We start from the raw sequence: 25994 nt of genomic DNA on the forward strand, positions 1-25994 counted from the left end.
GCCGCCTGGCTCGATGCGCAGCACGACATAGCCGGTTCTCGCGGCCGCCGGCCGGGAGAATCCCCCGCAGCTCGGCCCCTCAAGTGTCAAAGGGTGGATCGGGGTCTCCTCGTTTTCAGTGCAATAAGTGACGGTACGAAAAGCTAGCACTGGCGCGGAGGTGGTGTTGGTAGATCGTTGATTTCATTGACTTTCCTGTTCACTTTCAAATCTGCGATTCGTGGCGTCAAACCGTGGTCGGTTTCATCCATTGGTGCCAGTTATCGATGCATTTGGCCGCGAAGGCAGGATTTGGTCAGCATAGCGGTCAACCGGGAAGCGAAACACACCCCGCAAGTTGATGCTCTCCAGCCTGGTGGGCGCAATCTTCCCGATCAGTTCCGGTGGAATGACCTGGCGGCGGTTCGACCAGCGATCCAGGACCGCCTGCATCTGTGAGGTATTCCACGCCATCACGATGTTGGCCATCAGGCTCAACGCATCGGCCACAGCCTGCATTTCATCGACACGTTTGGCCTGCGCCGGGCTGATCCGGCCGGTATAAATGGCGCGCTTGAGGGCGTTAACAGCCTCGCCCCGATTGAGCACCCGGCGCAACTCGTTCCTGAAAGCGTCCTTGACAAAGTAGTCAGCCAAAAACGCCGTACGCAGCAACCGCCCCAATTGCACGCCAGCCTCATAGATTGGATCGCCCTGGGCGGCAGAACCGAACCGCGCAAGAGCTGCCACCGCACTGGCATGTCCGCTCATGACCGAGGCTGCCAGGTGCACCAGACTATCCCAATGCTTTTCGATCAAAGCGACGTCGACATTGGCTTCGCACACCGCAGCGATTTCTGCGGGCACTTTGGTGCCGCGTGGCACAAAGAGGTGGCGCTGTTTGAGTTCCTTCAACCGCGGGCAAAGATCAAAACCAAGCAAACGGGCATGTGACATGGCAAAGTCGGTGTAGCCATGGGTATCCACAGCAAGCTGGCTGGTCTCCAGCTTTTCTTGGCGGATGACACCTTCAATGGCCACGCCCGCCTGGCGCTCATTGAGCACAAAGGGCTGCGCATGGAAGATGCCCCACCGGTCTTTTACATGGGAGTAGATTCCAATGGAAGGTGTGTTGCGCCGAGGATCAAGCCGGGCTTGCCACACCCGTTTGGTGGTCTCCATGCTCATCATGTCAGAAGATGCCAAATCGGACCGCCCCCAGGTGGCGGCAATCGGGTGTCGCTGCATGAATTCCAGCACAGCCTGGCAGGCCTGGCTCAGACGCCGTTCGTCCCGCGCCCAGCGCATGGCCTGGCGAATGCTGGTGGCAGACAATTGCGGAATCATGCGCGCGCATTCGACCGCAGTCAGACTGGTGCCGTGGGCCATGATGCCGGCATAGACCATCAGCAGCTCGTCGGTAGAGCGCGGCTCACGTCCGAGCATGATCCAGCTAAAGCGCACCTGGGCGTCAACGGCCAGAATCACTTCCGGCAATTGAACCTCACCGATGCGGTGATCCAAAGCCGCGCGCAGCTTGGTCACTTCTGGGTCTTCGTCCTCTGCGGGCAATGGCGACAAATGGAGTTCATCATCCACGCGCAGTACGCCACTGCGGGCTGCAGCGGCCACCGCATCGACACCGGCAGTTACTCTGGCCAGCAAAGGCTTCAAGAAAGTGGCAGCCTTGCTGGGTAACGATAGACGGGCATAGTGTTTCTTGGACTCTGCCTGCCAACGCTCGTCCGTGAAGAACAAGCGCGCACGACCCCGAAAGCTCAGGCTGTGCTCAATCCAGACCGAGCCATTGCGCACCGCGCGGCGCAGGGCAAACAGGGTGGCCACCTCCAACGCCTGAAACGCCCGTTCCCGGTCTGGGCTGGAGATCGAAACCTGCCAGATCATTCCCAGACTTGGTGCCACCACTTCAACTGGCAGCTTTCTGGATCCTTTGAGATATAAAGCTTGCAGCTTGGCAAGGTACTCGATGGCAGGATGCTCGCCGGTGGCCTGCCAGGGCAGCTTTGCAATGGCGACGAGCAACGACCGCACGGGGCGAATTCCATCAATCAATCCCTCGCGGACCAGGGAGGCCCTGCTCGGTGGTTTGCGTTTCTGGGTTTCGGTGATCAAGGCTTCAAGACGGGCACGCAACTCAGCATCTGGCACCGCACCTTGCGCGCTCAAGGCAACAAGTTCGCCGAGCAGCGTTTTGTACATTGCGGCCCAATTGACGGTAGCGGGGACATCGGCGGCAGCCTGACGCCACAGATCGGCGATCCGGCGCTGCACCATAAGGATCAACTGGTCTGTGGTGGTGAACAGGCAATACCGAAGAAAGCATGCGACCTCCACGGTGCGCGCTGGCTCTTTGATCTTGGCTCCGGCTGAGGGCGGCCTGGAGACAAGTCGGCGCGCGTAGCGGCGCAAGATGAGATCGGGGATGTCTGCCAGGTGCTTATGAACGTCCAGCGTGTAAAGCAGGTCGATGCGCTCCAGTACCTCGCTGATTTGGCGGGTTGAGTGTTTCGCCGGTGCAGCCCATAGCCAACTCTGCTGGGTTTGTCCATCTGGGCGCAGCTCTGAAACTGAGGCTCGCCAGCGATCAAGTGTTGCTGGATCAACGCTGGCGGCGATGGCGGTGCCTGTTTCAACTTCAAGCTGGGCAAGTGCCGCCGCAATCAGTGTCCGAATTGCCCGCTCGTGCACGATCACCAGCTTGTTCTTGTACAGCCATTGACGCGCCCGCACGAGTACTGGAATTACCCGAAAGGCACCGAGCAAACGCCCACTCATGCGCAGGAAACCAATATGGAGCGCCAGACCAAGCTTGTGGGAATCACCTCGGCGTGCATTGATTGCGTCGCGCTCGGCACCATCGAAGGTGAAAAATGCCTTCATCTCGAAGTCGCTGATATCGCGGGGGAGCCCACGCATCCCCAAAAACGTTGTGTGCCAACCCTGCATCGTGAACCTCAAAAGTGGGAGGCCACCATACCCGTTTACAAAGCGAACAGGAAAGTCAATGAAATCAACGGTCTACCCAGACCACCCCCGCGCCAGTGCTAGCTTTGCGTACCGTCACTTATTGCACTGAAAACGAGGAGACCCCGTCTACGGCATGACCGAGGCGCAACTGCTGGCCGAGACCGGCAGCCATGCCGAGAACCCGACGATGAGCGTGCCGTCGCGCTATGTGTTCGACCACTGCCAGAAGCCGGTCGAGCTCATCGGCCCGGTGCCGGAAATCGCCGAGGAAACCGTGGCGATGCAGCGGGCGTTCTGGGCATCGCGCTGAGGCGCGCGCGGATGCGTCTCAGCGCAGCAGCGGTGTATGCCGCAGCTTCTTGCAGTCCTTGCCCGTCGATTCCTTGACGAAGCGCTTGTCCTCCGAGGTGATCCAGCGCATGTTCTCGCGCGTGTCCTGTCCCCCGGCACAGAGCTGGACCACGTAGCCGATCTGCCAGTCGGGGCAGGCGCCTTCGGCCTGCCCGGTGGATGGGCAGGGGTGTTCCTGCCGAAAGGCGCGCTGCTCGGCGTGGTCGCGGTGCTTGTTGCGGGCGTCGGCCATGCCGGGCAGGGCGGCGAAGAGGAGGCAAAGAAGAAGGGTCTTGGTCATGGTGGAAGGCCGCGGCGCCCGGGCCGCGGTGCTCTATGCTATCCGGCTGCCGCGCGGGGTGCCGCACGTTGTCGCCCGCTCTCTTTCTCACTTCTCAGATGCACTTGCCGTTCCCGAATTCCGATGTCGCTACCGCGCGCGCGCCCCTGGTTGCCGTGACCGGCGCGACCGGCTTCATCGGCCGGCATCTCATCGCCGCGCTGGTGCAGGCGGGCTGGCGGGTGCGGCTGCTGCTGCGGCGCGAACCGTCCGGCGCCGAATGGCGCCAGTCGACGCCCGAAGTCGTGGCCGGCTCGCTCGACAACGAGGCCGCAGTGGCGCGTCTCGTGGAGGGCGTCGATGCGGTGATCCATCTGGCCGGACTCATCAAGGCGGCACGGCGTGCCGATTTCTTTGCGGTGAACGAGCAGGGTGTCGCGCGGATCGCGCGGGCGACGAAGCAACTGTCGCCCGACGCGCATTTCCTGCTGGTCTCCAGCCTGGCCGCGCGCGAACCGCTGCTTTCCGACTACGCCGCCAGCAAGCGTGCCGGCGAGGCTGCGGCACTCGACGCGATGGGCGCGCGCGCCACCGTGCTGCGCCCACCGGCTGTCTACGGCCCGGGGGACCGCGAAACGCTGCGCTTCTTCCAGGTTGCCCGCTGGCCGCGCGTGCCCCTGCTCGGCGGGCCGGACGCGCGCGCCGCGCTGATCCACGTGCGCGACGTGGCCCGGCTGATCGTCATGCTCGTCGCGTCGACGCCGCAGGGCCAGGTGCTGGCGGCGGCGGATGGCCAGCCAGCGGGCTATCGCTGGGACGAACTGCTCGGTGCCGCGGCGCGGGCGGTCGGCAACCCGACGCCGCGCTTCCTGCAGGCGCCGCAAGGGCTGCTGCGTGGCATCGCATGGGTCGGCGATGTGGCGCGCCTCGGCGGCTCGGCGGCCATGCTCAATTCGCAGAAGCTGCGCGAGCTGCGCCATGCGGATTGGGGCGTTTCGCCGGCCGAACTCGCGCGGCCGGAGGGCTGGTCGCCGCAGTTCGACATCGACACCGGCTTCGCCGATGCGGTCGCCTGGTACCGGTCGGCCGGCTGGTTGCCGGGGTGACGGTGACATCGTCCGATTCCGGCGCAGTCCCGGTCTGGGTGCTGCTCGGCGCGCGCCATGGCGACAACCAGCAACTGCTGGCCATCGCCGATGCCTTGGGCGTGCCGTACCGCACCGTGCCCTTGCGCTTCAACACCGCTGCGGGGCTGCCGCCGGTTCTGCTGGGCGCCTCGCGGCTGAGTTGGCGCAGCGAAGATGCGGCAGTGCTGCAGCCGCCCTGGCCGCGCGTGGTGCTGGCGGCCGGGCGCAAGAGCGTGCCGGCGGCGCGGTGGATCCGGCAGCGGTCGGGCGGGCGCACGCAGCTGGTCCACATCAACCGGCCGTGGGCGCCGCTGTCATGGTTCGACCTGATCGTCACCACGCCGCAGTACGCGGTGCCCGAGCGTGCCAACGTGCTGAGCCACCGCATGCCCTTCATGCCGCCGTCGGACTTGGTCGAGGTCCCGTTGCCAATGGCGCTGCAACTGCAGGCGGCGCGTATGCCGCGGCCCTGGACGCTGGTGATGGTCGGTGGCGACAGCCGGCCTTTCGTGCTCGATGACGAGGCGGCCGTCGGCCTGGCGCACCTCGTGAATGCACAGGTGCGAGCGCAGGGTGGCAGTGCCTGGGTGCTCGGCAGCCCGCGGACGCCGGCCACCGCCATGGACGTGCTGGCCCGGACGCTCGATGTGCCTGCGCATGTCGTTCGCTGGGGCGAGGGCGAGAACCCCTATGCCGCCCTGCGCCAGCGCGCCGACCGCATCGTCGTCACGACCGACAGCGCGTCGATGCTGACCGAGGCCTTGCTCACGGGCAAGCCGGTCGTGCCCTTCGCATTGCCGCGGCAACCGGATTGGCGCTGGCGCCTGGCGACGGCCTGGCGCGCCGCTGCGGCACGGCGGCCGGGGTCGATGGTGGCGCGCAGCTTCGATGTCCTGCAGGACCTGGGATTGCTGTCGTCGCTGCGCGACCTGGGCCTGCTGCACCGCGCGCTGGAAGCGGCTGGCGCGTTCGATGGCAGCAGCCGCGTGCTCGACATCGCGCGGCAGGAACGTGAGGCCACGCTGGCGCGCATCCGCGCACTGATCGATCGGCGCTGATCGGGCTCGATCGGGCAGACGGTGCTCAGGCGATGGCGTGCGCGGCGCGGGCCACGCAGTCCATCGCATCCCTGCGCACATGGCCGCGCGCGATCTCGACGTCGAGCAGGGCGCGGTCGATCGACCCGTTGTCCAGGCATTCGCCCAGCATCCGGAAGAACAGCCGCTCCTGCGCCGGATCGGGATGCCGGCGGTAGCGACCGGCGCCGCGCCCCGTCAGCTTGCGCAGCCAGATGCCGGCGCGCGAGGTGAGCGTGGTGCCGCGCGGCGTGAAGTCCGAGGGCAGGCCGGTTTTCCACGGCTGCGTGCGGCGGTGCGTGTTGTGCAAGAGCTTGGTCTCGGGCGTGAGCCGGTCGAAGTCGTTCCACTCGGGCTCCAGCGCCGCGACGCTGCCGGGCGGCTCGAGCAGCAGCCACATCCAGTCGCGGTAGTCACGCTCGCTGCGGAAGGTGCGTTCGAAGTCCGCTTCCCATTGCCAGTGCGCAAGGCGCGCGCAGTCCATCAGCATCACGCTCGACGCGTAATGCAGCGGGCGGCGGAAGTCGCCGTCCATCTGCCGCGCCATCACGGCGGCACCGCCCATGTCGCGCTCGAGCAGCGCGTTGATGTCGCCGAGCGCGAAGATGTCGGGGTCGATCAGCACTGCACGGCCGGCGTAGCCCATCTGCTCGGGCACGGCGAAGCGCAGCGGCGTGAACGACTGCAGGTCGTCGTTGCGCCACAGCACCTGCTGGCCTTCGCGCAGGTAGCGGCGACCCTCGAAGCGTTCGAAGGCCGGGAAGTCCGTCGTCTGGAGGATGCGCACGTCGAAGCGCTCGGGCGCGGCGCTGCGGCTGCGCAACGCGTGCTGCGCCACCAGGGCGCCGACGATCTGCTTGGGGTTGGTGTGGATGAAGACGGCGTTGCGCATGCCGTATTTTCACCTCTGGCACGACCCTAGCCGAGAACGATCCATCTCGGGTCACCCGAGCCGACTCGACCGCCGGGATACACTGGCGCCGCATGAAGGTAGTACATCTCCTACACGAGCCACATTTTCCGCAATCAATCCGAATGGCTGTCGACGTCCGAGTCGGTGCTGCATGGGGGAGTTCAGCATGCATTTGCTGATGACCGGTAAGGGCGCCAGCGGCAGTTGGCAAATCCGGGGCGTTCAACTGGGGCAGACATTGCGGGCAGCCGTGGTCCCGAACGCCAAAGATCTTGCACCCTACAACTTGGCAGTGCTCGTGAAGCGGCAGACAACCGATTTGCTGGAGAGATTCCATCAGTCCAAGGTCCCGCTGATCTGGGATGTGGTCGATGCATGGCCTCAGCCCATTGGAAACGCATGGCAGAAAGACCGGTGCTTGGAGTGGCTGGCCGGCGAAGTGAAGACGATCCGGCCTGCGGGGATCGTCGCGGCGACACGAGCGATGGCTCGGGACTGCGAGGGCTTTGGCGTGCCGGTGCTGGCGCTACCGCACCACGCACGGCCGGGCCTGCGGCAGAACCCGATCCGGCCGCTGAAAGTGCTGGGGTATGAAGGCGGGGAGAAGTACCTGGGACGCTGGCTGCCGATCATCAAACGTCAGTGCTCAGCACGCGGATTGCGGTTCGTCATCAATCCCACAGAGGTGGCGGACGTGGACGTCTTGGTCGCGCTGCGTGACTGCGATGGCTATGCCCCAAGGAATTGGAAGAGCAATGTCAAGCTGGCCAACGCACAGGGAAGCGGGACGCCAGTGATCTGCAATCGCGAGGCGGGGTATCTTGAGACGGCTTGCGGGGCTGAACAGTGGGCCGACGACGAAGCTGAATTCGCCGCGGCACTGGATGCGTTGGAGTCCACCGAGGCGCGGCGATCAACTGCGCAAGTCTTACGCGCTGCTGCTCCCAGCATCGATAGCGTCACCGCTACGTACCTTCAATGGCTGCGGTCGGAGTTCCAAATTTCCAAGGTACCATCGATAGCCGTTGCGACGACGGCCAAGCGACGATGGGGTATTTGGGGCGCGTCGTGAGCGCTCAACGCCGCGCACTGGCCAGCGCGGCGATGATCTGCCCGATGTCGTCGTCGCTGTGCGCCGCGCTGAGGCTGATGCGCACCAGGCTCAGGCCTGCGGGCGTGGCCGGCGGGATCATGAGGTTGGTGTAGATGCCGCTGTCCAGCAGCGACTGCCACAGGGCCTGTGCTTCGGCGCGTTCGGTGAAGACCAAGGCCACGACCGGGCCGGGCGTCGTGGTGCCCAGCCGGTAGCCGAGCTTCGTTGCTTCGGCGTAGAGGCGTTCGGCGTGCCGCCACAGTCGTTCGCGCAACGCATGGCCATCCAGCATCTGGCGCAGCGCTTGGCGCGTGGCCGCGATCGAGGGCGGCGACGACGAGGCCGTGAAGATGTACGGTCGGCTCACCATCCGAACGTATTCGAGTTCCGCGTGCCGGCCGATGCAGAAGCCGCCGACGCCGCCCAGGCTCTTGGAGAAGGTGCCGACGATGAAGTCCACGTCGTCGAGCACGCCCAGTTGCTCTGCCAGGCCGAGGCCGCGTTCGCCGAACACGCCGAAGGAATGCGCTTCGTCGACCAGCAGCCAGGCGCCATAGCGCCGTTTGATCTCGGCGATTTCCTGCAACGGCGCGCGGTCGCCCAGCGTGCTGTAGACGCCTTCGACCACGATCAGCGCGCGATGCGCATCGTCGCCCAGCCGCGCGAGGCGGCGGTCGAGGTTCTCGGGGTCGTTGTGCCGAAACCGGATGGTGGTGGCGTTGCTCAACCGGCAGCCGTCGTGGATGCTGGCATGGCTGTCGGCATCCACCAGCAGGTAGTCGCCGGTGTCGGCCAGCGCGGAGATCACGCCGAGGTTGGTCTGGTAGCCGGTGGAAAAAACGATGCAGGACGGCCAGCCGACGGCGTCTGCCAGTTCACGTTCGAGGGCGCGGTGGCCGGCGTAGTTGCCGCTCGCCATGCGCGAACCGGTGGAGCCGGTGCCCTGGGTCTCGATGGCCGCGATGGCGGCGGCGCGGCAGGCGGCGTCGTAGGTCAGGCCGAGGTAGTTGTTGGTCCCCGCGAGCACCATGCGGCGCCCCCCGATGGTCGCTGAGGTGGCTGAATGGATCTCGTCCATCGGCGTCGCGATCGGTGCCACGCCACCCATCGCGTCCAAGCTCGCCTGGAGCTGGCGCTGCGCGCCGAACTTGTTGAGAAGACTCACGCCGCACCGCCGGTCAGTTGGGCGATGCCGGCGCGCAGCCCGTTGATGGTGTGCGCCTGGGCCAGCGTCTCCACCGGGATCGACAGGTCCAGACGGTCCTCGATCTCCATGACGAGGTCCATCACGCCGATCGAGTCGAGGTCTGCCTCCTGCATCAGGTCGGCATTGCCGCCCAGGCTCGCCGTGCCGGGACGGATCGCGTCGAGTGCTTCGCGGATGGCGCTTTCGATGGTTGCCAGATTCAATTCGGTCACGGGTGAGGGCTCAATCAGGGGTCGTCAGGGCAATGTCGCGGCCGATGCTCGCGTGCTGGGTCTGCACGCGCGCATCGTCCTTGACGAAGCCGACCTGCGGCTCCTCGCCGCAACGCTTGAGGAAGTCGCTGCGCGCCATGCTGCGCGACAGCTTGCCCGACGAGGTGCGCGGCAGGGTGTGCGGCGGCACCAGTTCGATCAGGCAATGGATGCCGAACTCGGCGTTGATGGCCTGCTTCAGGCGCACCGACAGCGAGGCCAGCTTGATCGGATCGGTTTCCCGGCACTGCACGACCAGCACTGCGGTTTCGTTCTCGTCCTCGTCCACGACCGTGAAGGCGGAGGCATCGGTCGGCCGGACTTCGGGCTGCTGCTCGGCCAGGTATTCGAGGTCCTGCGGCCAGATGTTGCGGCCCTTGATGATCATCAGGTCCTTGGCGCGGCCGGTGACGAACAGCGAACCGTCGGCGAAGTAGCCCAGGTCGCCGGTGTTGAGCCAGCCATCGTCCGACAGCACCTCTTGCGTGGCCTCGGGGTTGCCGAAGTAGCCCGACATCACGCTGGGCCCGCGCAGATAGATGGCGCCGCACCGGCGTTCGGGTAGCGCGTTGCCCCGGTCGCCCCGTACTTCGACCTCGAAGCCCGGCAGTGGCCGGCCGCAGTCGATGAAGGCCTTGCCCTTGACCGCGGCTTCACCCTCGATCGGCGGACGTGCCTCGCCCGTGCGGGACAACCTGTCGATGTCGATGAGGTCGCTGCGTGAGCCGCTGCCCACGGGCGCGAAGCTCACGCCCAGCGCACATTCCGCCATGCCGTAGCTGGGCAGGAAGGCGCGTTCGTCGAAGCCGGCCGGTGCCAGGATCTCCGACACCTGGCGCAGGGAATCAGGGTGGATCATCTCGGCGCCCACGCCGGCGATGCGCCAGGAGGACAGATCGAGCGCCTCGATGTCCGCCGGACGCAGGCGGCGTGCGCACAGCGTGTAGCCGAACGGCGGGCTGTAAGAGATGGTGCAGCGGTTGCGCGAGATCAGCTTGAGCCAGAGGCGCGGGCGCATCGCGAACTCGCGCGTCGGCAGGTAGTCGACCGAGCGCTGCGTGGCCATGCACCCCAGCACGATGCCCACCAGCCCCATGTCGTGGTAGTGCGGCAGCCAGGAGCAGAAGCGATCGTCCGCGGTGAGCGCAAAGCCATGGTTGAAGATGGCGCCCAGGTTGGCCATGACCGCGGACTGTGTGATCATCGTGCCGCGCGGGAAGCGGGTGCTGCCCGAGGTGTACTGCAGATAGGCCAGGTCGGTCGGCGCGGGCGGTGGCGGCAGCTTTTCCTGGGCGTCCAGTGCCAGGAAGTCGTCCAGCGTGCCGGACAGCGCGAGCGGCAAACCTTCGCTGGCTTCGTTCAGGAAGCCGACGAATTCGGACGGTGCGAAGGCAGCGACCGCCTGGCAGTCGCGCATCAGCTGGCGCAGGTGGCGAACGTACGCCTCGCGGCCGCCCAGGTGCACGGCGGCCGGCAGCGGCACGGGCACCAGCCCGGCGTACTGGCACGCATAGAACATGACGGCGAAGTCCGGGTGCGTTTGCGCAACCAGGGCCAGCCGCTGACCGCGGCCGAGCGGCGCCAGGTGGCGCGACATCTCCAGGGCGCGGCGACGCAGTTCACGGTACGGCAGAACGGCCGAGAGCTTGTCGCGGCCATCGTAGTAATTGAACCCGGTCTCGCCGGTCGCGGCATAGTCCAGGGCTTCCGTCAGGGTGGAGAAGAGCGCGCTGCGCAGCGGAATGCCACTGGCCGTCGGCGTCGGTGTCGTACCGAGGAGCATTGCTTGCGTCACCTTGCACCCTCCCGCTTCCCGTGCTCCTGAACTCTCGGGAGAACGCTAGAACACAACATTTTGGGCATGCACTGCTTCACTCTATAACTTGACTGAACTGTACGATACTGTACGGTTTTGGCTACCCGCAGGCCGCGCACCCCATGGAAAAAACTCGACCGCCGCGGGATTGTAAAATCCGGAAACGTCAAACTGTCATAAATGCTATGCACAGTGATCAGGTCTGGGTTTCGTCCAGAAGTTTCGCCAACTGCACCAACGTCGGGTAATCGAAAAGATCCGTGACTTCGATCCGTTGGGGGAATTCGCGCTCGATCGCTTCATGGATACGCGCCAGGGTGAGCGATTTGAGGTTGATTTCGAGCAAGTTGGTTTGGACCGTGATCTGCTGGTCTGGAATCAACGGCTCGCAGATCTCCTTGAGGCGCAGGGCCGTGGATTTCGGCTTCGCCTCGGCAGGTTCGATCGCAGCGTTCGCTGACATAAACCCTGCCAATTCCGCGAGTATTGTAGCGAATTCGCCTTGTTCGAAGGCGGCGGCCAGGGCATAGCGTTGCAGCTTGCCACTTGTGGTCTTCGGAATGGCGCTCACGGGCACGACGTTGTTCAGCGCCAGGTCGGTCTTCTGGCCGATGATGCGCCGCAATGCCTGCGCCTTCGGCACGAAGTCCGCCAGATTCCCGCGGTGGATCACGAAGAGGGCCACCGACTCGGTGCCTTCGATCGCATCGCGCACACCGACCGCCGCCACGCGGTTGGCCTCGATGCCAGGCACCTGTTGGGCGATTTCCTCGAGGTCGGTCGGGTAGTAGTTCTGGCCGTTGACGATGATCAGGTCCTTGGCCCGACCGGTGATCACGAGTTGGCCGTCGAGGATCAAACCCAGATCGCCGGTGTCCAGCCATCCTGGGTTCGCGCCCGAATCGGCGCTGGTGCGTCCGCCGGGAAAGTAGCCGTGGGATACGTTGTCGCCGCGGATCCGCACATGGCCGACCGTCTGCTCGGGCAGCCCGTCGCCGGTGTCGCCCACGATGCCGAGCTCGCATCCGGGCACGGCGCGGCCGAGCTTGACGAATTCGAGGGCATGCGCCGACCCGGGTGCCGCAGCCCGCACCGGCGCGCCGACGCGAAGGGTTGTCCGGTCGAGTTCGATCGTCTCGAGCGGCGTCGAGGGGGGCGGAAAGCTGACCGCCAGGCTGGCTTCGGCCAACCCGTACACAGGAAACATGGCGTTCGGCCTGAGTCCGTGGGGCGCCATGGCCTGGGTGAAGCGCCGGCACAACTCGGCGGAGATCGGCTCGGCGCCATTGAAGATCAAGCGCACGGCAGACAGGTCCAAGCCCTGTGGCGGCTTGAGCGCGAACTGCCGCAGGTAATGCTGGTAGCCGAAGTTGGGCGAGCAGAGCACCGTGGCGCGGCGCTGGCTGGCCTGCTCGAGCCAGAGCAGGGGGCGGCGCGCGAACAGGTCGGTGCGCATGATCGCGTGGCTGGCGCCGCAGGCCAGCATGTTCAGGTGGAAGCCGATCAGGCCCATGTCGTGGGACAGCGGCATCCAGCTGAGCGCCACGTCGCGGTCTGAGAAGGCCGCGGCTTCGATGATCGCGGCGATGTTGGCGCACAGGTTGCGGTGCGTCAGCAGCACGCCCTTGGGTTCGCCGGTGGAGCCGGAGGAATACTGGATGAACGCCAGGTCGTCCGGTCGCGGCGACACGGGCTGCCCCGGGTCGCCGCCGATGTCCAGGCTGCCGGGCACCAGCGCACGGGCGCGAAGCGCTGCAGCCTGGTCGGCCATGCCTTGCGCCGCTGCGAAGCCGTCGAGCCGTTCCAGCGAGGTGCCGTCGATGTAGACCGAGGCCTTCGGGCCGAGCTGCGCGAACACACGCAGCAGCTTCTGGCGGTGCGCATCGGTGGCGCCGGGTGCGATGGGCACCGGGACGATGCCGCCCAGCACGCAGGCCCAGAACATTTCCAGGAAGCGCTCGTTGTCTGCCAGGCACAGGACCACCGTGTCGCCGGTCGCGATCGACTGGCGCTGGAGTGCCCCGAGCACGGCGAGCGCGCGCTGGCGCAGCCGCTGGAAGCTCAGCACGCGCTGCTCCTTGTCGCCTTCGATGAGCGTGATCTGGCGGTCGTCGCGCGTGGTGGCGGGCAGGATGGCGTGGAGGGTATCGAATCGCATGAAGGAGGTGCCGCTCAGCGGCGCGACACGAGCCGCATCCGCAGGGGATGGCGCGTGCGCAGGTTGATCTGGAACTCGGCTTCGGCCGGCTCGGTGCCGACGGGAACCAAACGGAAGCGCTCCGCCACCATCGTCAGGTGCGTGGCCATCTCCGCCATGGCGAAACCCGCACCCACGCAGAAACGCGGGCCGGCCGAGAAGGGCAGGTAGGCGAAGCGATGCCGGCCCGCGGCCGCATCGGGCATGAAGCGTGCGGGATGAAAGGCCTCGGGGCGCTCCCACTGGGCCGGGTCGCGGTGCAGCAGGTAGGGGCAGATGAAGATGTCGGTGCCAGCCGGCACGTGGTAGCCGCCCAGGGTGTCGTCCTGCACGGCTCGGCGGCTGAAGAGCCACACCGGCGGGTAGAGCCGAAGCGCTTCCTGCAGCACCTGTTCGACGTAGTCTGCCGATGCGAAGGGGGTCGCCAGGGCCTGGTCCGGCGCGGCTTCGGCGGGCGCCGCGTGGGCGATGGCGGCGTGGAGTGCTGCTTCGGCTTCGGGATGCCGGGACAGCAGGTACCAGGTCCAGTTGAGCGTGCTGGCGGTGGTCTCGTGGCCGGCGACGATCAGCGTCATGACCTCGTCGAGCAAGGCCCGGTCGGGCATCGGCTCGCCGCTGGCCTTGTCGCGGGCCTGCATCAGCATCGAGAGCCAGTCGGACTCGACCCGCGCCTCCAGGCGGCGGGTCTCGATGATGGCGCGCACGAAGCGGGCCAGGCCGCGGAAGCGGGCCGCGAACTGCAGATCGCGACGGCTCTCTTCGGTCAGCAGGTCGAAGGGGCTGCCGCCCTCGGTCTCGACCAGTCGGTCGAAGTCCGCACTGAACAGCGCCCGCAGCACGATCTCGAGCGCGACGCTGCTGAGCTCGTGCGTCAGGTCGATGGGCTCGCCGCTGTCGGCATGCGCGCTCCAGCGCGTCAGCAGGTCAGCGTTGACCTGCCGCACCACCGGTGCGAAGCCGCGGGTCGCCTGGCCCTGGAAGGCGGGCTGGATCATGCGGCGCTGGCGCGCCCACAGGTCGCCGTCGCTGACGATCAGGCCGTTGCCGAGGAGCACGCGCACACGCTCCAGGCCCGCGCCCTTGACGTAGTTGCCGCGGTTGGTCAGCAGCACGCGGCGGATGTCGTCGGGGTCGTGGATGACGAGGCCGTCGCCCGGGCGCGTCAGCGACGGAACGCGACAGATCGGGCCGTAGCGGGCGCGCAGTTGCTGCAGCAGCGGCAAGGTCTCGTCATTGGCGTCGAGGTCGTAGCCCTGGTCGGGGCCCGGCGCCAAATGTCCCTGTGCCATAATCCGAAATTGCCCTTGGTGCTGAGCCCTCGATTATGTCATGTGCGCGCCAAACGCTGCGTCCATGCCCATCTCCGTCCTGATCGCCGACGACTCCGTGCTTCCGATGGCACTCGAGGCGGCCTGGATGGACGAATTGCCCCTTGCCCGCCGGACCCAGATCGCGCGCTGGCCCAGCGCCCGCGCGCGGCACCGGTCGCTGATTGCCAGCCGGCTGCTGCGCGAAGGGCTTCGGCAATTCGGTCACCGCGGGGCCGTGCTGTCGTCCCTGCACTACACCGCGCACGGTCGGCCGGCGCTCGATCTGCCGGTCGATTTCAGCATCTCCCACTGTGAAGGACGCGTCGTCTGCGCCGTGTCGACAGACGGTCCGATCGGTGTCGATGTCGAGGCGATCGGCGCGCTGACGGCCGACGACTTTCCGCGCTACCTCAACGACGGCGAGCGTGCCTGGGCCGGCCGCGATCCCCGGCGCTTCTTGTCGGTCTGGACGCGCAAGGAAGCGGTGGCGAAGGCCGCCGGGGCCGACAGCCTGGCCAGGCTGCGCGACATCGATACCCGGCCGGCGGGTGAGGGCGCTGCGTTTGCCGGCCAAGTCTGGCAGACTCCAGCGCTCGAAATGGGAAGCGCCCATGTGGCGCATCTCGCGCTTCGAGACCGGCACGCGCCCTGGCGCGCGACACAGGTATCCAGAACCTGGCTCGAACGCGACCTTTGCATTGATCGGCCCTGATTCCCCGGCGTGCATCGCCGCCGAATCGCTGACCTGTCCCCCTCGTGCCCCTTTTTTTTGATTGGTGAATCTACGTGTCCAGACCTGAGCGTGCCCTCATCGTCGGCGCCGGCCAAGGCAGTCGCCTGCTGCCGCTGACCGAACAACTCCCGAAGTGCCTGCTCGACCTGGGTAATGGCCGCAGCATGCTCGAATGGCAGCTGCGCGGCCTGATGGAGGCGGGCATCGGCGAAGCGGTCGTCGTGACCGGCTTTCGGTCCGACCTCGTCGAGCAGGCGCTGCAACGCATCACACCGGCCGGCATGACGGTGCGCACCCTGTTCAACCCCTTCTACAAGCTGGCCGACAACCTCGCGAGCTGCTGGATGGCCCGTGCCGAGCTGCAGGTGCCCTGTCTCATCCTCAACGGCGACACCTTGTTCGAGCCGGAGATCGCGCGCCGTCTGCTCGCGGCGCCGTCGGCACCGATCACGGTCACCATCGACCGCAAACCGGGCTACGACGCCGACGACATGAAAGTCGAGGTCGAGGGCGATCGCCTGCGCGCCATCGGCAAGACCTTGTCGGCCGAGCGGGTCAACGGCGAATCGATCGGCTTCCTGCGCTTCGAGGCCGAGGGTGCGGCGCTGTTCGTCGCCGAGCTCGAACGCACGATGCGTACCGCCGAAGGCCCGGGCCTGTGGTACCTCTCGGCGATCCATCGCCTGGCCGGTGCGGGGGCGGACATCCGCGTGGCCTCGATCGAAGGCCTGCAGTGGGGCGAACTCGATTTCCCGGCCGACCTGACGTACGTCCGGACCCTGGCTGCCGGCTGGCTCGGCGCCAGCGCGACGCCGCAGACAGCGAAGCTTTCAGCGACCGCCTGAGGTGGACGGGCCATTCAGGCCCGGGCCCTCGGCCGCCACCAGTCGGCGCACCAGGTCCAGGTCCGCGGCCTTGTCCACGTCGATCGCGGCGCGCCCGTCGCGGATCGACACCAGCGCGAGCCGCGCACCGCCGGACAACGCGCCCAGCCGCTCGGCCGCTGCCGCCGAACGGAGCCAGCCCAGCCGATAGCGCAGCGCGAACCACCAGCCCAGGCGCTGCATCATGCGCAGCGGCTCCTTGCGCAGACGTTCCATCTCGCCCCAGAACACGATCACGCCGGCCGCCTTCGGCCGTGCCAGCAGGAACAGGTTGCAGCCCGAGAAGTCGTCGTCCGAGAAGCGCAGCCAGGTGCGCCGCGTGGCGGGCGCGGCCGCTTCGACCGCGTGGCGCGGCGCCAGCGCGGCGGCTACGTCGGCCTCGGGCGGGCAGGCGGCCAGGAATTCGTCGATCCATGCGGCCTGCAGCAGCGCGTGGTCGGCCGTGGTGACGAGCAGCGGCGTGCCTTCGCGCGCCAGCGCTGCGGCCACGGTCGCGCTCGGGCCTTCCTGCGTGGGCATGGTGGTCCAAGGCTTGCCGCAGACATCAGGCTGGAGACCGGGCAGGTCCTCCAGCAGTCCGGGTCGGTCGATCGCGATCACGATGCGCCCGACGGCCGGCGCAGCCACCAGTGCCGCGACGACGCGCTCGATCATGGTCGTGCCACCGATCTCGATCAGCGCCTTGTGGCTCACGCCGGCGTAGTCGGCCAGCGGGTCGCCGCCGGTCCGTGTGCCGGCCAGCACCAGCGCGGTGAGTGGGGCTGCCATGTCAGGTGGAGAGCGTCTTCTCGTACACGCGGTAGGTCTTGTACGGGGCGGCGCCGAGAGACTCGATGATGTGCCGCATCGGCCGGTTGTCCTCCAGGATCCACGACAGTTCGACCTGCTTCACGCCCTTGGCGCGCAGGCCCTGGCGCATCGTGTCGATGGCCAGGAAGGGCGCGATGGCGCCGGCCAGTTCGCCGCTGATGCTGCGGCTGATGCCCATCAGCGGCACGCGCGCCGTCTTCGTGCCGCGCTTGAGACGCAGCATCAGCTTGGCCCAATTGAAGGGCAGCAGCTTGCCGCCGAAGTCCGCGATCATCTCGTTGAGGTTGGGCAGGGCGATGCCGAAGCCCACGGCCTTGCCGTTGAGTTCGACGATGGCCACGCAGGTCGGGTCGATGAACATCTTCAGGCTCTTGGCCATGTGCGCGATCTCCGCTTCGGTGAACGGGATGAAGCCCCAGTTCTGCGACCAGGCGTCGTTGAAGATCGCGGTGACCGTGTCGAACTCTTCGAGGTAGCGCTTGGTGTCGAGGTTGCGCACCGTCAGCGCCGACGGCTTGCGCGGGCCGATCATGCGGCGCGCGGCGGCGGGCATCTCGTGCTCGATGTCGTAGAGGTAGGCGATCGTGTCCTTCGCCTTCGCGTAGCCCTCGGCCTCGACCCGTGCGCCGACGTAGCGGGCGTCGTGGCCCATCAGCATCATCGGCGGCGTATCGAAGCCATCGATCAGCAGGCCCGTCTCCTCGTTGATCGACAGGTTGAAGGGGCCGAGCACCTTCGTCTTGCCGCGCGCGGCGAGCCACGCTTCGGCGGCCTTGAACAGCGCCGCGAAGACCTCGGCGTCGTCTTCCGCGCAGATCATCCCGAAGTGGCCGACCGAAGGGTCCTTCACGAGCTTGTCGATCTGTGCGCTGATGCGGCCGACGTCGCGCCCGTCCTTGCGGGCGAGCCAGAACTGCGTTTCGGCATGCGCGAAGTAGGGGTTCTTGCGCGGCGACAACGCCTCGCGCCGCTCCATCATCAGCGGCGGCACGAAGTGCGGGTCGCGTGCATGGATGCGCGAAGGCAGCTGGATGAAGCGGTCCAGTTCCGCCGGTGTGCGCACCGGAACGATTTCGAGCGTGGTCATCAGACTTCAGACAGCCGGGCGGGCCTTGTTGCGTGCGAGGAAGCCGAGCCAGAGCGTGCGAACGCCGTGCCAGGCGAACGTCAGCCCTTGCCAGGCGGTGACGAGGTACAAGCCGGCCGGGCCGGCGCCGATCAGCAGCGCGAGCGCCATGATCGTCATGGTGATGTTGCGGCGGGCGATGAAGCTGCGCACCCGGCCGTCCAGCCGGGTCGCCGCGTGCAGCGCGAAGCCCAGGCGCGCCTTGGCGACGCCGAGCACGATGCGGTCGCCCAGGTAGAAGACGATCAGCCAGACGGCCGATGCGTAGAGCGGATCGTCCATCGACCGCCCGCCCAGGCCCCAGGCCCAGGCGAAGTACCAGAAGGGCGGGTGCACGATGTCCAGGCCATGGTCGAGCACGTTGCCGATGGCCGAGTCGGTGAGCGTCACGCGCGCGATCTTGCCGTCGACGCTGTCGAGCACGCTCATGCCGTAGGCGCACAGGAAGCCCAGCAGGAAGTCGCCCCGCGCGAACAGCGGCACGGCCACGACCGTCAGGATGATCGACAGCACCGTCACCGTGTTGGGGTGGATGCCCCAACGGGTGCACAGGCGCACCAGCGGCCACACCAGCGGCGGGTAGACCCAGCGCGTGAGCAGGTCGGTCGAGCCCTTGTAGTTGTCCCAGAACATCTGGCGCTCGAGCCGGCGGCGCGTGGCCTTGTCGTTCACCGCGTAGATCCAGTAGGGCAGAGAGCGCCGCAGCTTGTTGACGTAGGCGGGGAAGTCCTGCTCGTCGTACGGCGCGATACGGCCTGCGGCCAGCAGGGCGTCGGCCACCTCGCGCAGCGTCTGTGCGTCGGCCGGGATGGCGTCGATCAGCGCGGGCTCGAGGCGCAGCACGACGGCGCGTTCGGCGCCCTCGCCGCGGGTGGCGACGCACGGGGACGTGCCGCGCAGCAGCACGTCGATCAGCCGCGGGTCGACCGCATTGCCGCCGTCGATCGCCACCAGCGCGCCGCCGGCCAGCGCCTGGCGCAGGCGCGCGCCCAGCGCTGCGGTGTCGACCTCGGGTCGTGCAGCGGGCCAGGCGGTGCGCCCGGCGTCGACGCCGGACAGGACGACCTGCACCCCGGCATCGAGGTGCTTCACGCTGCGCCGCAGGCGCTCGACCGGCGGGATGCCGTAGAGGGGTTCGGCGCGGGTGGCGCCGGTGGTGTCGATCCAAAGATTCATAGACGCTCGGAGGCTCTCAGTTGCAGGAGGCCGATCGCGGCGAACAGCGCCGGCGCGGCGAGCGCGATGACCAGGGGGGGCCAGCGGGCGGCGAGCCCCAGGGCTGCGACGATCCCGTCGCAGAGAAGAAAGCCCAGGCCCAGGATCAGCGCCATCGCCATTCTCGACCCACCGCCCGTTCCGCGCGGCAGCGACACCGCCGTCGGCAGCGCCAGCAGCAGCATGACGAAGATCGCCAGCGGCGCGGCGTACGAACGGTACAGCACGCTCTGGTAGTAACGGTGGGGCTGGGTCCCGGTGCGCGTGCCGGCGATCACCTCGGCCAGCATGGCGGTCGAGAGGTTCGGCCGCGCGACGTCGAGCCGCAGCACGTCCTCGGGCCGCAGGTTGGTGTCCCAGGCGCGCTCGGCCACCTGGATGCGTTCGACGCGCCGGTCCCCATAGACGAATTCGTTGACGCCCTTGAACCGCCAGACCTGGCCGTCCCATTGCGCCTCGGTGGCGGTGAGTCGGCTCTGGATCAGGCCGCGGTCGTCGCGGACATACAGCCGGACGTCGATCAGCCGCCGGCCATCGGGGCTGGTGCTTTCCATGGACACGGTGCCGCCGGAGGTGTGCGCCCAGCGCTTGGTCGGCGTGTCGTCGGCCGGCGCGCTCGCGCTCCACCATTCCTTCAGGCCGTTCTCGGCCGGCGGCAGGACATGGTCGGACAGCACGAACTGGGCGACGGCCAGCACCGCCGCCAGCGGCAGCAGGTAGCCGAGCAGCCGCATCATGCTCAGGCCCGCCGTGCGCATGGTGGCGATCTCGAGGTTGCGCGCCATGTTGGCCAGCGCCATCAATGTGCCGAGCAGCACCGCGGGCGGCAAGGCCATCACCAGCTCGGCCGGCAGGCGCAGCAGGCCGTAGTAGACGATGCCGATGAAGCCCTGGTCGCGCTTGAGCACGTCGGTGGTCACGTCGAGTAGCTCGAGCACCTGCATCAGCGCGGTGATGACCAGCAGCAGCACGAGGATCTGCGTGCCGACGCGGCGCCGCAGGTACGAAGCCATCGCGCGGTTCATGGCGCGGCCTTCGCCACGTTGCTCAGGCGCCGCGGCTTGAGGCGTTCGATCAGGCGCTCCAGCACGCCGACGGTGCGCGACACCGGGTTGTCGCCGGGCCAGGCGAGGCTGCCGCGGAAGATCCACAGGCTCAGCAGCGCGAAGAGCAGGAAGGGCGTCCACACCGCCAATGCAGCGGGCAGGCGGCCGCTCTCGGCCAGGCTCTTGCCGAACTGGAGCGTGTGGTTGAGCAGCAGCAAGGCCAGCGACGCGAAGACCACGCCCGGCGTGCGGCGACCGCGCTTGGACGCCATGCCCAGCGGCAGCGCCAGCAGCGGCAGCAGCAGGGGCAGCAGCGCACGTGCCAGCCGGCTGTGGAATTCGGCGGCCGAGTCGGGGTCGCAGGTCTTGCACATGGCCAGCCAGAGTTCGGGCAGCGTGCGTTCGGTGGCCGTCTCGCCGCGATCGCGGTAGGGCGCACGCGTCTTCGAAAAATCTTCCACGTAACCGTCGACGAAGCGGGTGGTGGCGATCGCGCCGTCGGGCGTCTGGCGCACCCGCAGGCCATCCTCCAGCTTGAGGCGCATCTTGCGCGTGTCGGGGTCGCTTTCGAGCTGGCCGCGCACGGCGGTCGTGATCTCTTCGATGCCGTTCTGGCGCCGTTCCATGAACACGCCGGTGAAGCGGCGGCCGTTGTCTTCGACCCGGTCGGCGCTGAAGCTGAAGCCGTGGGCGATGTCGATGAAGCGGTTCTCTTCGATCTTCGCGTCCCAGTTGGTCTGCAGCACCGCGTCCATCTTCACGTGGTAGTCGTAGCGCGCCAGCGGCTGCAGCCGGCCAAAGAGGTAGAGATTGAACACGCACAGGAAGAGCGCGAGGATGAAGTAGGGCGCCGCGATGCGCGCGATCGAGCGGCCGGTGGCGAGCATCGCGTCGAGCTCGCTGTCGTCGCCCATGCGCGCGGCGGCCATGAAGATGGCGGCCGTGAACGCCACCGGCAGCGCGAGGCCCAGGTAGTGCGGCACCAGGTCGGCTGCGAGGAACAGCACGCTGGCGATCGATGCACCCGTGGACGCCGCGATGTCGAACAGACGCAGCAGGCGCTGGAGCATGGTCGCCAGCAGCATGGTCGCCAGCGCCGTGAAGAGCGGCACGGCGAACAGGCGCACCGCGTAGCGGTCGAGCCGATCGAACGAGAAAAAGCGCAAGGGACGATGCCTCAGTCTCTCAGGGGGCGGTGCGCTGCAGGGCCTCGCGCAGGGCGACGCTCAGTTGGGCGGTCATCGCGGCGTCGAGCGCGACGGCCGCGTCCAGCGCCGGCGGGCCGGGCCAGCCGGCGTCGGGAAAGGCCACGCCTTCGAAGGTGCGCGCGCCGTCGTAGCGAGGGATCACGTGGAAGTGCACGTCGGGGTCGACCATCATCAGCATCAAATAGTTGATGCGTTCGTAGCCCACCACGTCGCGCAGCGCGGCCTCGGTGCGCTGCACCATGCCCTGCATTTCCGCGAAGGCCTTCGCGCTCACGTCGGCGAAGGCCTGGACGGGTTCGCGGCACACCAGCACCAGGGCACCCAGCGTGGGCTGCTTGGGGCGCAGCAGCAGCGTCCAGCAGTCCGTCTGCGCGAGGCGTGTGGCAGGATCGCCGAATTTCGTTTCAGTGGCATTGGTCATCGCAGTCGTCCAGGGTCGTGTATCGCTTGAGCTCTCAGCGTCCGACATTCTCGCCTGAGTCGCGGGAGCGGACGCGCGGCAGGCTCAGCGCATAGGCGCCGTCCGGGACGAAGGCCTCGGCCTCGGTCGACCAGCGGCGCACCTCGACCATGGCCCGTGGGCCACCGGCGCCGTCCATCAGCCGCAGCCGATGCCAGAGCGCGCCCTGGTCCTTCGGGTTCGGCACGGCCGACGACGAGGGCACGCAGAGGCATGGGATCGGCAGCGACGGGCCAGCGACCACGTCCATGCGGGCGTCGCGGGCGTGGCCATGCAGTACCAGCTCGGCGCCGGCACGCTTGAGCACGGCGCGCAGCGCCGGGGCGTCGGCCAGGGCCTTGCGCCAGCCGATGGCGCCTGCGGCCGGCGGGTGATGCAGCATGACGATGCGGGTCCGTCCCGCCTGGCCTTCAGCGATCAGCAGCTGTTCGAGGCGCGCGAGCTGCGCGTCGCCGAGCCGGCCGCGGGCCAGCAGCGGCGCGGTCGGCAGCGCCGAGTTCAGCCCGATCAGCGCCACGCCGTCGCGGTGATGCACGAAGGGCCAGCCGTCTTCGGCGCGGGTCCAGCCCTGCCAGAGCCCGAGGCCCTGCGCATGCGGCACGGGCACCAGCGCATCGTGGTTGCCCGGCACGATGCTGATGCGCTCCGGCGGCGCGAGCGCCGTGAGCCAGCGCGCCGCCTGCTCGAACTCGCCGGGCAGCGAGAAGTTGGTGATGTCGCCGGTGACCAGGATGTGATCGACCGCATGGGCGCGCAGGTCTTGCGCGAGCGCGTCGAGGATGTCGGTGCGGTGCAGCGCGCGCCGCCGCTGCCAGGACCAGGCGCTGAGCTGGCGCTTCGACAGGCGCTGCCGCGGCGACAGCACCGGCTCGAAGGGGAGGTGCAGGTCCGACACGTGGGCCAAAGTCAATCCGCTCATCGATAATCGTCCGCTGCTTCTTTTCTAGACACTTCGCTTCGATCATGCCAAAACTTCATACCCCGCGCGCCGGGCTGTCCAAATGAGCGCCAATACAGCGCCCACCCAGCGCGTTGCGGGGATCGTCGTCGGCCAGTCGAACCTGCGTGTCTGGGGCCTCACGTCGGAGGCGCGGCTGCAGCGCCAGTTCGCACGCGCCGGTGCGGCGGCGACACCGGCCGATGCCGACCGCGTCGTGCTGCTGCGGGCCGATTGGGTATTCGACGAGGCGCTGGTACGCGGTCTCGCCGGAGCGACGGATGACGTCACCCTGTGTGGGGACGACGGCGATGGTGAGGTGGTCGCGCTGTCCGTCGGAGCGGCGCAAGCCGCTGACGCCGCCACGCGGCTGGCCGAGCGGCAGGCGCTGCCTGGCGCTCGCACCGTCTCGCCGGCGCAGATCGCCGACGGCTACAACGACAAGCTGCGCAAGCGCGAACCGCCGTACCTCCTGCCGTTGACGGCCGAAAGCATGGACGCCATCGAGTGGCGCACCTTCCGCGGCGCCTACAAAGGCGTCACCGACCTGGTCACGCTGTATGCTTGGCCGCGGCCGGCGCGCTACGTCACGCGGCTGTGTGCCGAAGCCGGCATCACGCCGAACCAGGTGACCTCGCTGAGCCTGGTGCTGGTGCTGGCCGCCATGTGGCTGTTCTGGACCGGGCACTACGGCTGGGGGCTGGCGGCCGCCTGGGGCATGACCTTCCTCGACACGGTGGACGGCAAGCTGGCGCGCGTCACGCTGAACTCGTCGCGCTTCGGTGACTTCTTCGACCATTCCATCGACCTGGTCCATCCGCCGTTCTGGTGGTGGGCCTGGATCGTCGGGCTGACGGCCGTCGGCCTGCCCCTGACGCATGCGGCGCTGGCGCTCACGGCCATCGTCGCGGGCTACGTGCTGCAGCGGCTGGAAGAAGGCCTGTTCATCGCGTGCTTCGGCATCGAGATGCACGTGTGGGAGCGCTTCGACAGCCGCTTCCGGCTCATCACCGCGCGCCGCAACCCGAACCTGCTGCTGCTGACCGCGTCCCTTCCCTTCGGCCGTCCCGACCTCGGCATCCTCGCCGTGGCGATCTGGACCGTCGCCTGCCTGGCCGTGCATGCCGTGCGGCTGCTGCAGGCCGCCGTGGCGCGCCGCCGCGGCCCGCTGCGCTCCTGGCTTTCGGCCTCGACGTGAGCGAGGACCTGCGCGCGCTGATCGACGACGAGCTGCGGCGCGCCGTGTCGCCCGCCGTCGTCACGCTGGCCGAGCGGCTGGCCGCGCGCGCGCAAGGCGGGGCGGCCGCCGTGCTGTTCTACGGCTCGGCCCTGCGCGACAGCGCGCTCGACGGCGTGCTCGACTTCTACGTGCTGGTCGACCGCGTCGGCGACTGGCCGGGCTCGTGGCTCGCGGCCTGTGCCAACCGCGTGCTGCCGCCGAACGTCGGCTACCTGGAGGAGTCGGTCGATGGCCGCAGCCTGCGCGCCAAGTACGCGGTGATGACGGTCGCGCAGTTCCGGCGGGCGATGTCGGTGCAGCGCATCGACACCACCCTGTGGGCCCGCTTCTCGCAGCCCTGCGCCTGCATTCATGCGCGCAGCGAGGCCGACCGACTCACCATGCGCGATGCGGTGTGCGACGCGGTGGTGGCCGCCGCGCATTGGGCGGCGATGCTCGGGCCGCTGCGCGCCGAGCCGGTCGCCTTCTGGCGCGCCCTCTATGCGCGCACCTACGCGGCGGAGTTGCGGGTCGAGCGCAGCACGCGCGGCGCAGACCTGCTCGCGCACGACGGGCCGCGCTATGCGCGCCTGCTGCCGCTGGCCTGGGAAGAGGGCGGGCTGGCCTTCACCACGGCGCCGGGCGAAGTGGCACCCGTGCTCGCGCCGGACGAGCGCACCACCGCCGAGCACCGCTGGCGCAGGCGTCGCCGGCTGGGGCCGGTGCTGAACCTGCTGCGGCTGCTGAAGGCGGCGCTGACCTTCGACAACGCCACCGACTATGTCGCGTGGAAGGTCGAGCGCCACAGCGGCTACAGGATCGAACCCACCCCCTTTCAGCGGCGGCATCCGCTGCTGGCGGCGCCGGGCATCTACTGGCGCTTGCGCCGCCGCGGCGTGCTGCGCTGATGCGCCGAGAATGGGGGGATCTTTCCCGCCTTCTCGCCCATGCCCTTCTTTCCCCTGAGTTTTTCCCGGCATCGCCTCTGGCTGTGCACGGCGGCCCTGCTCGCATCCACTGCGTTCGCCGCCGAACCGAGTGCGCCGCCGCCGCGCGACGCCGAGGCCAAGGTCTACCCGACCCGCATCGCGCGCTCCTTCACCGTGCTCTACCAGATGCAGCGCGGCGGCATCCGGGGCAGCGGCGAGTTCGTCTGGAAGCGCACGGGCGATGCCTACGAGGCGCACCTCAAGGGCACGGTCGCCGGCCTGGCGCTCATCAACTGGGCCAGCCAGGGCGGCTTCGACGCCGCGGGCGTGGCCCCCGGCAGCTATGTGGAGAAGCGTTTGGGCAAGTCCGTGCGGGAGGCCACCTTCGTGCGCAGCGAATCGAGGATCGATTTCTCGGGCTCGGCCCCCGACATCCCGCTGGTGCCTGGCGCACAGGACCGCGTGAGCTGGCTGGTGCAACTGCAGGCCATCCTGACGGCGGACCCGGCCAATGCGAAGGCTGGCGAGCGGGTCGTTATGCCGGTGGTGGGCGTGCGCGGCCGAGCCGAAACATGGATCTTCGAAGCGGCGGGTGCCGAGACGATCAAGACCCCCGCGGGCGACCTGCGGACCCAGAAGCTGACACGCGTGCTGCGCCAGCCCGACGACACGCGGGCCGAGGTCTGGGTCGAGCCGGCGCGGCAGTTCCTGCCGGTGCGCATCCGCCTCACGCTGCCGCCCTTCGACGCGCCGCTCGACATGACGCTGGCCGACGTCAGCGGGTAAACCGTCTGCTGCAGGGCGACCGCGGTACTGGAGCCCCTGTCGGGGACATCCCGTACCCGCTATGCTTTAGCCCC

Annotated in this window: 23 protein-coding genes and 1 pseudogene; 9 read left to right on the forward strand and 15 right to left on the reverse strand. The window is 68.0% G+C overall.

Annotated elements, in window-relative coordinates:
• Window positions 1-243 precede the first annotated feature (243 nt).
• Window positions 244-2946 (reverse strand): Tn3 family transposase, encoded by a 2703-nt coding sequence (locus I3K84_RS21470; RefSeq protein ID WP_196996221.1) that lies wholly within the window; start codon window positions 2944-2946, stop codon window positions 244-246.
• Window positions 2947-3082: 136 nt separating this feature from the next.
• On the opposite strand from I3K84_RS21470, the pseudogene I3K84_RS21475 reads away from it, so the two are divergent.
• A pseudogene (locus I3K84_RS21475) lies at window positions 3083-3277 on the forward strand (nucleoside deaminase); the annotation flags it as partial.
• An 18-nt stretch (window positions 3278-3295) separates the two neighbouring features.
• On the opposite strand, the gene I3K84_RS21480 reads toward I3K84_RS21475, so the two are convergent.
• Window positions 3296-3598: a hypothetical protein gene (locus tag I3K84_RS21480; protein ID WP_011806215.1), complete on the reverse strand. Its 303-nt coding sequence runs from the start codon at window positions 3596-3598 to the stop codon at window positions 3296-3298.
• A 98-nt stretch (window positions 3599-3696) separates the two neighbouring features.
• Between I3K84_RS21480 and I3K84_RS21485 the strand changes: the two genes are divergently transcribed.
• Together I3K84_RS21485 and I3K84_RS21490 are read left to right on the forward strand one after the other, a co-directional pair.
• Window positions 3697-4683, forward strand: coding sequence for an NAD(P)-dependent oxidoreductase (locus I3K84_RS21485; protein WP_087743484.1), 987 nt, complete (start codon window positions 3697-3699; stop codon window positions 4681-4683).
• A 2-nt stretch (window positions 4684-4685) separates the two neighbouring features.
• A complete protein-coding gene (locus I3K84_RS21490) occupies window positions 4686-5762 on the forward strand; it encodes a mitochondrial fission ELM1 family protein (RefSeq protein WP_196996212.1) in 1077 nt (358 codons plus the stop codon).
• Between the two features lie 25 nt (window positions 5763-5787).
• Here I3K84_RS21490 and I3K84_RS21495 read toward each other — a convergent pair whose 3' ends face one another.
• On the reverse strand, window positions 5788-6672 hold the full coding sequence (locus I3K84_RS21495; protein WP_011806212.1) for a hypothetical protein: 885 nt from the start codon (window positions 6670-6672) through the stop codon (window positions 5788-5790).
• A gap of 187 nt (window positions 6673-6859) precedes the next feature.
• On the opposite strand from I3K84_RS21495, the gene I3K84_RS21500 reads away from it, so the two are divergent.
• Window positions 6860-7765, forward strand: coding sequence for a hypothetical protein (locus tag I3K84_RS21500; RefSeq protein WP_135148047.1), 906 nt, complete (start codon window positions 6860-6862; stop codon window positions 7763-7765).
• Between the two features lie 4 nt (window positions 7766-7769).
• Here I3K84_RS21500 and I3K84_RS21505 read toward each other — a convergent pair whose 3' ends face one another.
• From I3K84_RS21505 to I3K84_RS21525, 5 genes are all read right to left on the reverse strand, one after another.
• Complete coding sequence (locus tag I3K84_RS21505) at window positions 7770-8951, reverse strand: aminotransferase class I/II-fold pyridoxal phosphate-dependent enzyme (protein WP_231403508.1); 1182 nt, start codon at window positions 8949-8951, stop codon at window positions 7770-7772.
• Window positions 8948-9205 carry an acyl carrier protein gene (locus I3K84_RS21510; RefSeq protein ID WP_049756493.1) on the reverse strand — a complete coding sequence of 86 codons (258 nt, stop codon included), beginning with the start codon at window positions 9203-9205 and terminating at the stop codon, window positions 8948-8950. Before I3K84_RS21510 ends, I3K84_RS21505 begins: the two co-directional genes overlap by 4 nt.
• A gap of 10 nt (window positions 9206-9215) precedes the next feature.
• Window positions 9216-11027 (reverse strand): fatty acyl-AMP ligase, encoded by a 1812-nt coding sequence (locus tag I3K84_RS21515; protein ID WP_087743489.1) that lies wholly within the window; start codon window positions 11025-11027, stop codon window positions 9216-9218.
• 229 nt (window positions 11028-11256) lie between these two features.
• Window positions 11257-13218 carry a non-ribosomal peptide synthetase gene (locus I3K84_RS21520; protein ID WP_172207662.1) on the reverse strand — a complete coding sequence of 654 codons (1962 nt, stop codon included), beginning with the start codon at window positions 13216-13218 and terminating at the stop codon, window positions 11257-11259.
• A 14-nt stretch (window positions 13219-13232) separates the two neighbouring features.
• Window positions 13233-14546 carry a cytochrome P450 gene (locus tag I3K84_RS21525; protein WP_196996213.1) on the reverse strand — a complete coding sequence of 438 codons (1314 nt, stop codon included), beginning with the start codon at window positions 14544-14546 and terminating at the stop codon, window positions 13233-13235.
• A gap of 64 nt (window positions 14547-14610) precedes the next feature.
• Here I3K84_RS21525 and I3K84_RS21530 point away from each other — a divergent pair, with 64 nt between their 5' ends.
• Window positions 14611-15279, forward strand: coding sequence for a 4'-phosphopantetheinyl transferase superfamily protein (locus I3K84_RS21530; RefSeq protein ID WP_196996214.1), 669 nt, complete (start codon window positions 14611-14613; stop codon window positions 15277-15279).
• 74 nt (window positions 15280-15353) lie between these two features.
• On the forward strand, window positions 15354-16145 hold the full coding sequence (locus I3K84_RS21535; protein ID WP_196996215.1) for a sugar phosphate nucleotidyltransferase: 792 nt from the start codon (window positions 15354-15356) through the stop codon (window positions 16143-16145).
• On the opposite strand, the gene I3K84_RS21540 is transcribed toward I3K84_RS21535, so the two are convergent.
• The 7 genes from I3K84_RS21540 to I3K84_RS21570 are packed head-to-tail and all read right to left on the reverse strand — an operon-like array spanning window position 16131 to window position 22968.
• The gene (locus I3K84_RS21540; protein ID WP_196996216.1) at window positions 16131-16952 is read right to left on the reverse strand and encodes a nucleotidyltransferase family protein; all 822 of its coding nucleotides are present in this window, start codon (window positions 16950-16952) and stop codon (window positions 16131-16133) included. The genes I3K84_RS21535 and I3K84_RS21540 overlap by 15 nt on opposite strands.
• Window position 16953: 1 nt before the next feature.
• Entirely contained in the window at window positions 16954-18081 is a 1128-nt protein-coding gene (locus I3K84_RS21545) for a hypothetical protein (RefSeq protein ID WP_011806202.1), read from the reverse strand.
• A gap of 6 nt (window positions 18082-18087) precedes the next feature.
• Window positions 18088-19296 (reverse strand): CDP-alcohol phosphatidyltransferase family protein, encoded by a 1209-nt coding sequence (locus tag I3K84_RS21550; RefSeq protein ID WP_011806201.1) that lies wholly within the window; start codon window positions 19294-19296, stop codon window positions 18088-18090.
• On the reverse strand, window positions 19293-20360 hold the full coding sequence (locus I3K84_RS21555) for an LptF/LptG family permease (RefSeq protein ID WP_011806200.1): 1068 nt from the start codon (window positions 20358-20360) through the stop codon (window positions 19293-19295). Before I3K84_RS21555 ends, I3K84_RS21550 begins: the two co-directional genes overlap by 4 nt.
• Window positions 20357-21547 (reverse strand): LptF/LptG family permease, encoded by a 1191-nt coding sequence (locus tag I3K84_RS21560; protein ID WP_157667096.1) that lies wholly within the window; start codon window positions 21545-21547, stop codon window positions 20357-20359. The genes I3K84_RS21555 and I3K84_RS21560 overlap by 4 nt, the downstream gene beginning before the upstream one ends.
• Before the next feature lie 19 nt (window positions 21548-21566).
• Window positions 21567-22010 carry an HIT family protein gene (locus I3K84_RS21565; protein ID WP_172207642.1) on the reverse strand — a complete coding sequence of 148 codons (444 nt, stop codon included), beginning with the start codon at window positions 22008-22010 and terminating at the stop codon, window positions 21567-21569.
• Between the two features lie 34 nt (window positions 22011-22044).
• A complete protein-coding gene (locus tag I3K84_RS21570) occupies window positions 22045-22968 on the reverse strand; it encodes a metallophosphoesterase (RefSeq protein ID WP_196996217.1) in 924 nt (307 codons plus the stop codon).
• Window positions 22969-23050: 82 nt separating this feature from the next.
• Here I3K84_RS21570 and I3K84_RS21575 point away from each other — a divergent pair, with 82 nt between their 5' ends.
• Genes I3K84_RS21575 through I3K84_RS21585 form a run of 3 tightly spaced genes read left to right on the forward strand, consistent with a single transcriptional unit; the run spans window position 23051 to window position 25920 of the window.
• Complete coding sequence (locus I3K84_RS21575) at window positions 23051-24184, forward strand: CDP-alcohol phosphatidyltransferase family protein (protein WP_196996218.1); 1134 nt, start codon at window positions 23051-23053, stop codon at window positions 24182-24184.
• Window positions 24181-25113, forward strand: coding sequence for a hypothetical protein (locus I3K84_RS21580; protein WP_198314757.1), 933 nt, complete (start codon window positions 24181-24183; stop codon window positions 25111-25113). Before I3K84_RS21575 ends, I3K84_RS21580 begins: the two co-directional genes overlap by 4 nt.
• A 39-nt stretch (window positions 25114-25152) precedes the next feature.
• The gene (locus I3K84_RS21585; RefSeq protein ID WP_196996219.1) at window positions 25153-25920 is read left to right on the forward strand and encodes a DUF3108 domain-containing protein; all 768 of its coding nucleotides are present in this window, start codon (window positions 25153-25155) and stop codon (window positions 25918-25920) included.
• The last annotated feature ends 74 nt before the right edge of the window (window positions 25921-25994 follow it).

It is taken from the genome of Diaphorobacter sp. JS3051, assembly GCF_015832135.1.
Lineage (GTDB): Bacteria > Pseudomonadota > Gammaproteobacteria > Burkholderiales > Burkholderiaceae_C > Diaphorobacter > Diaphorobacter nitroreducens.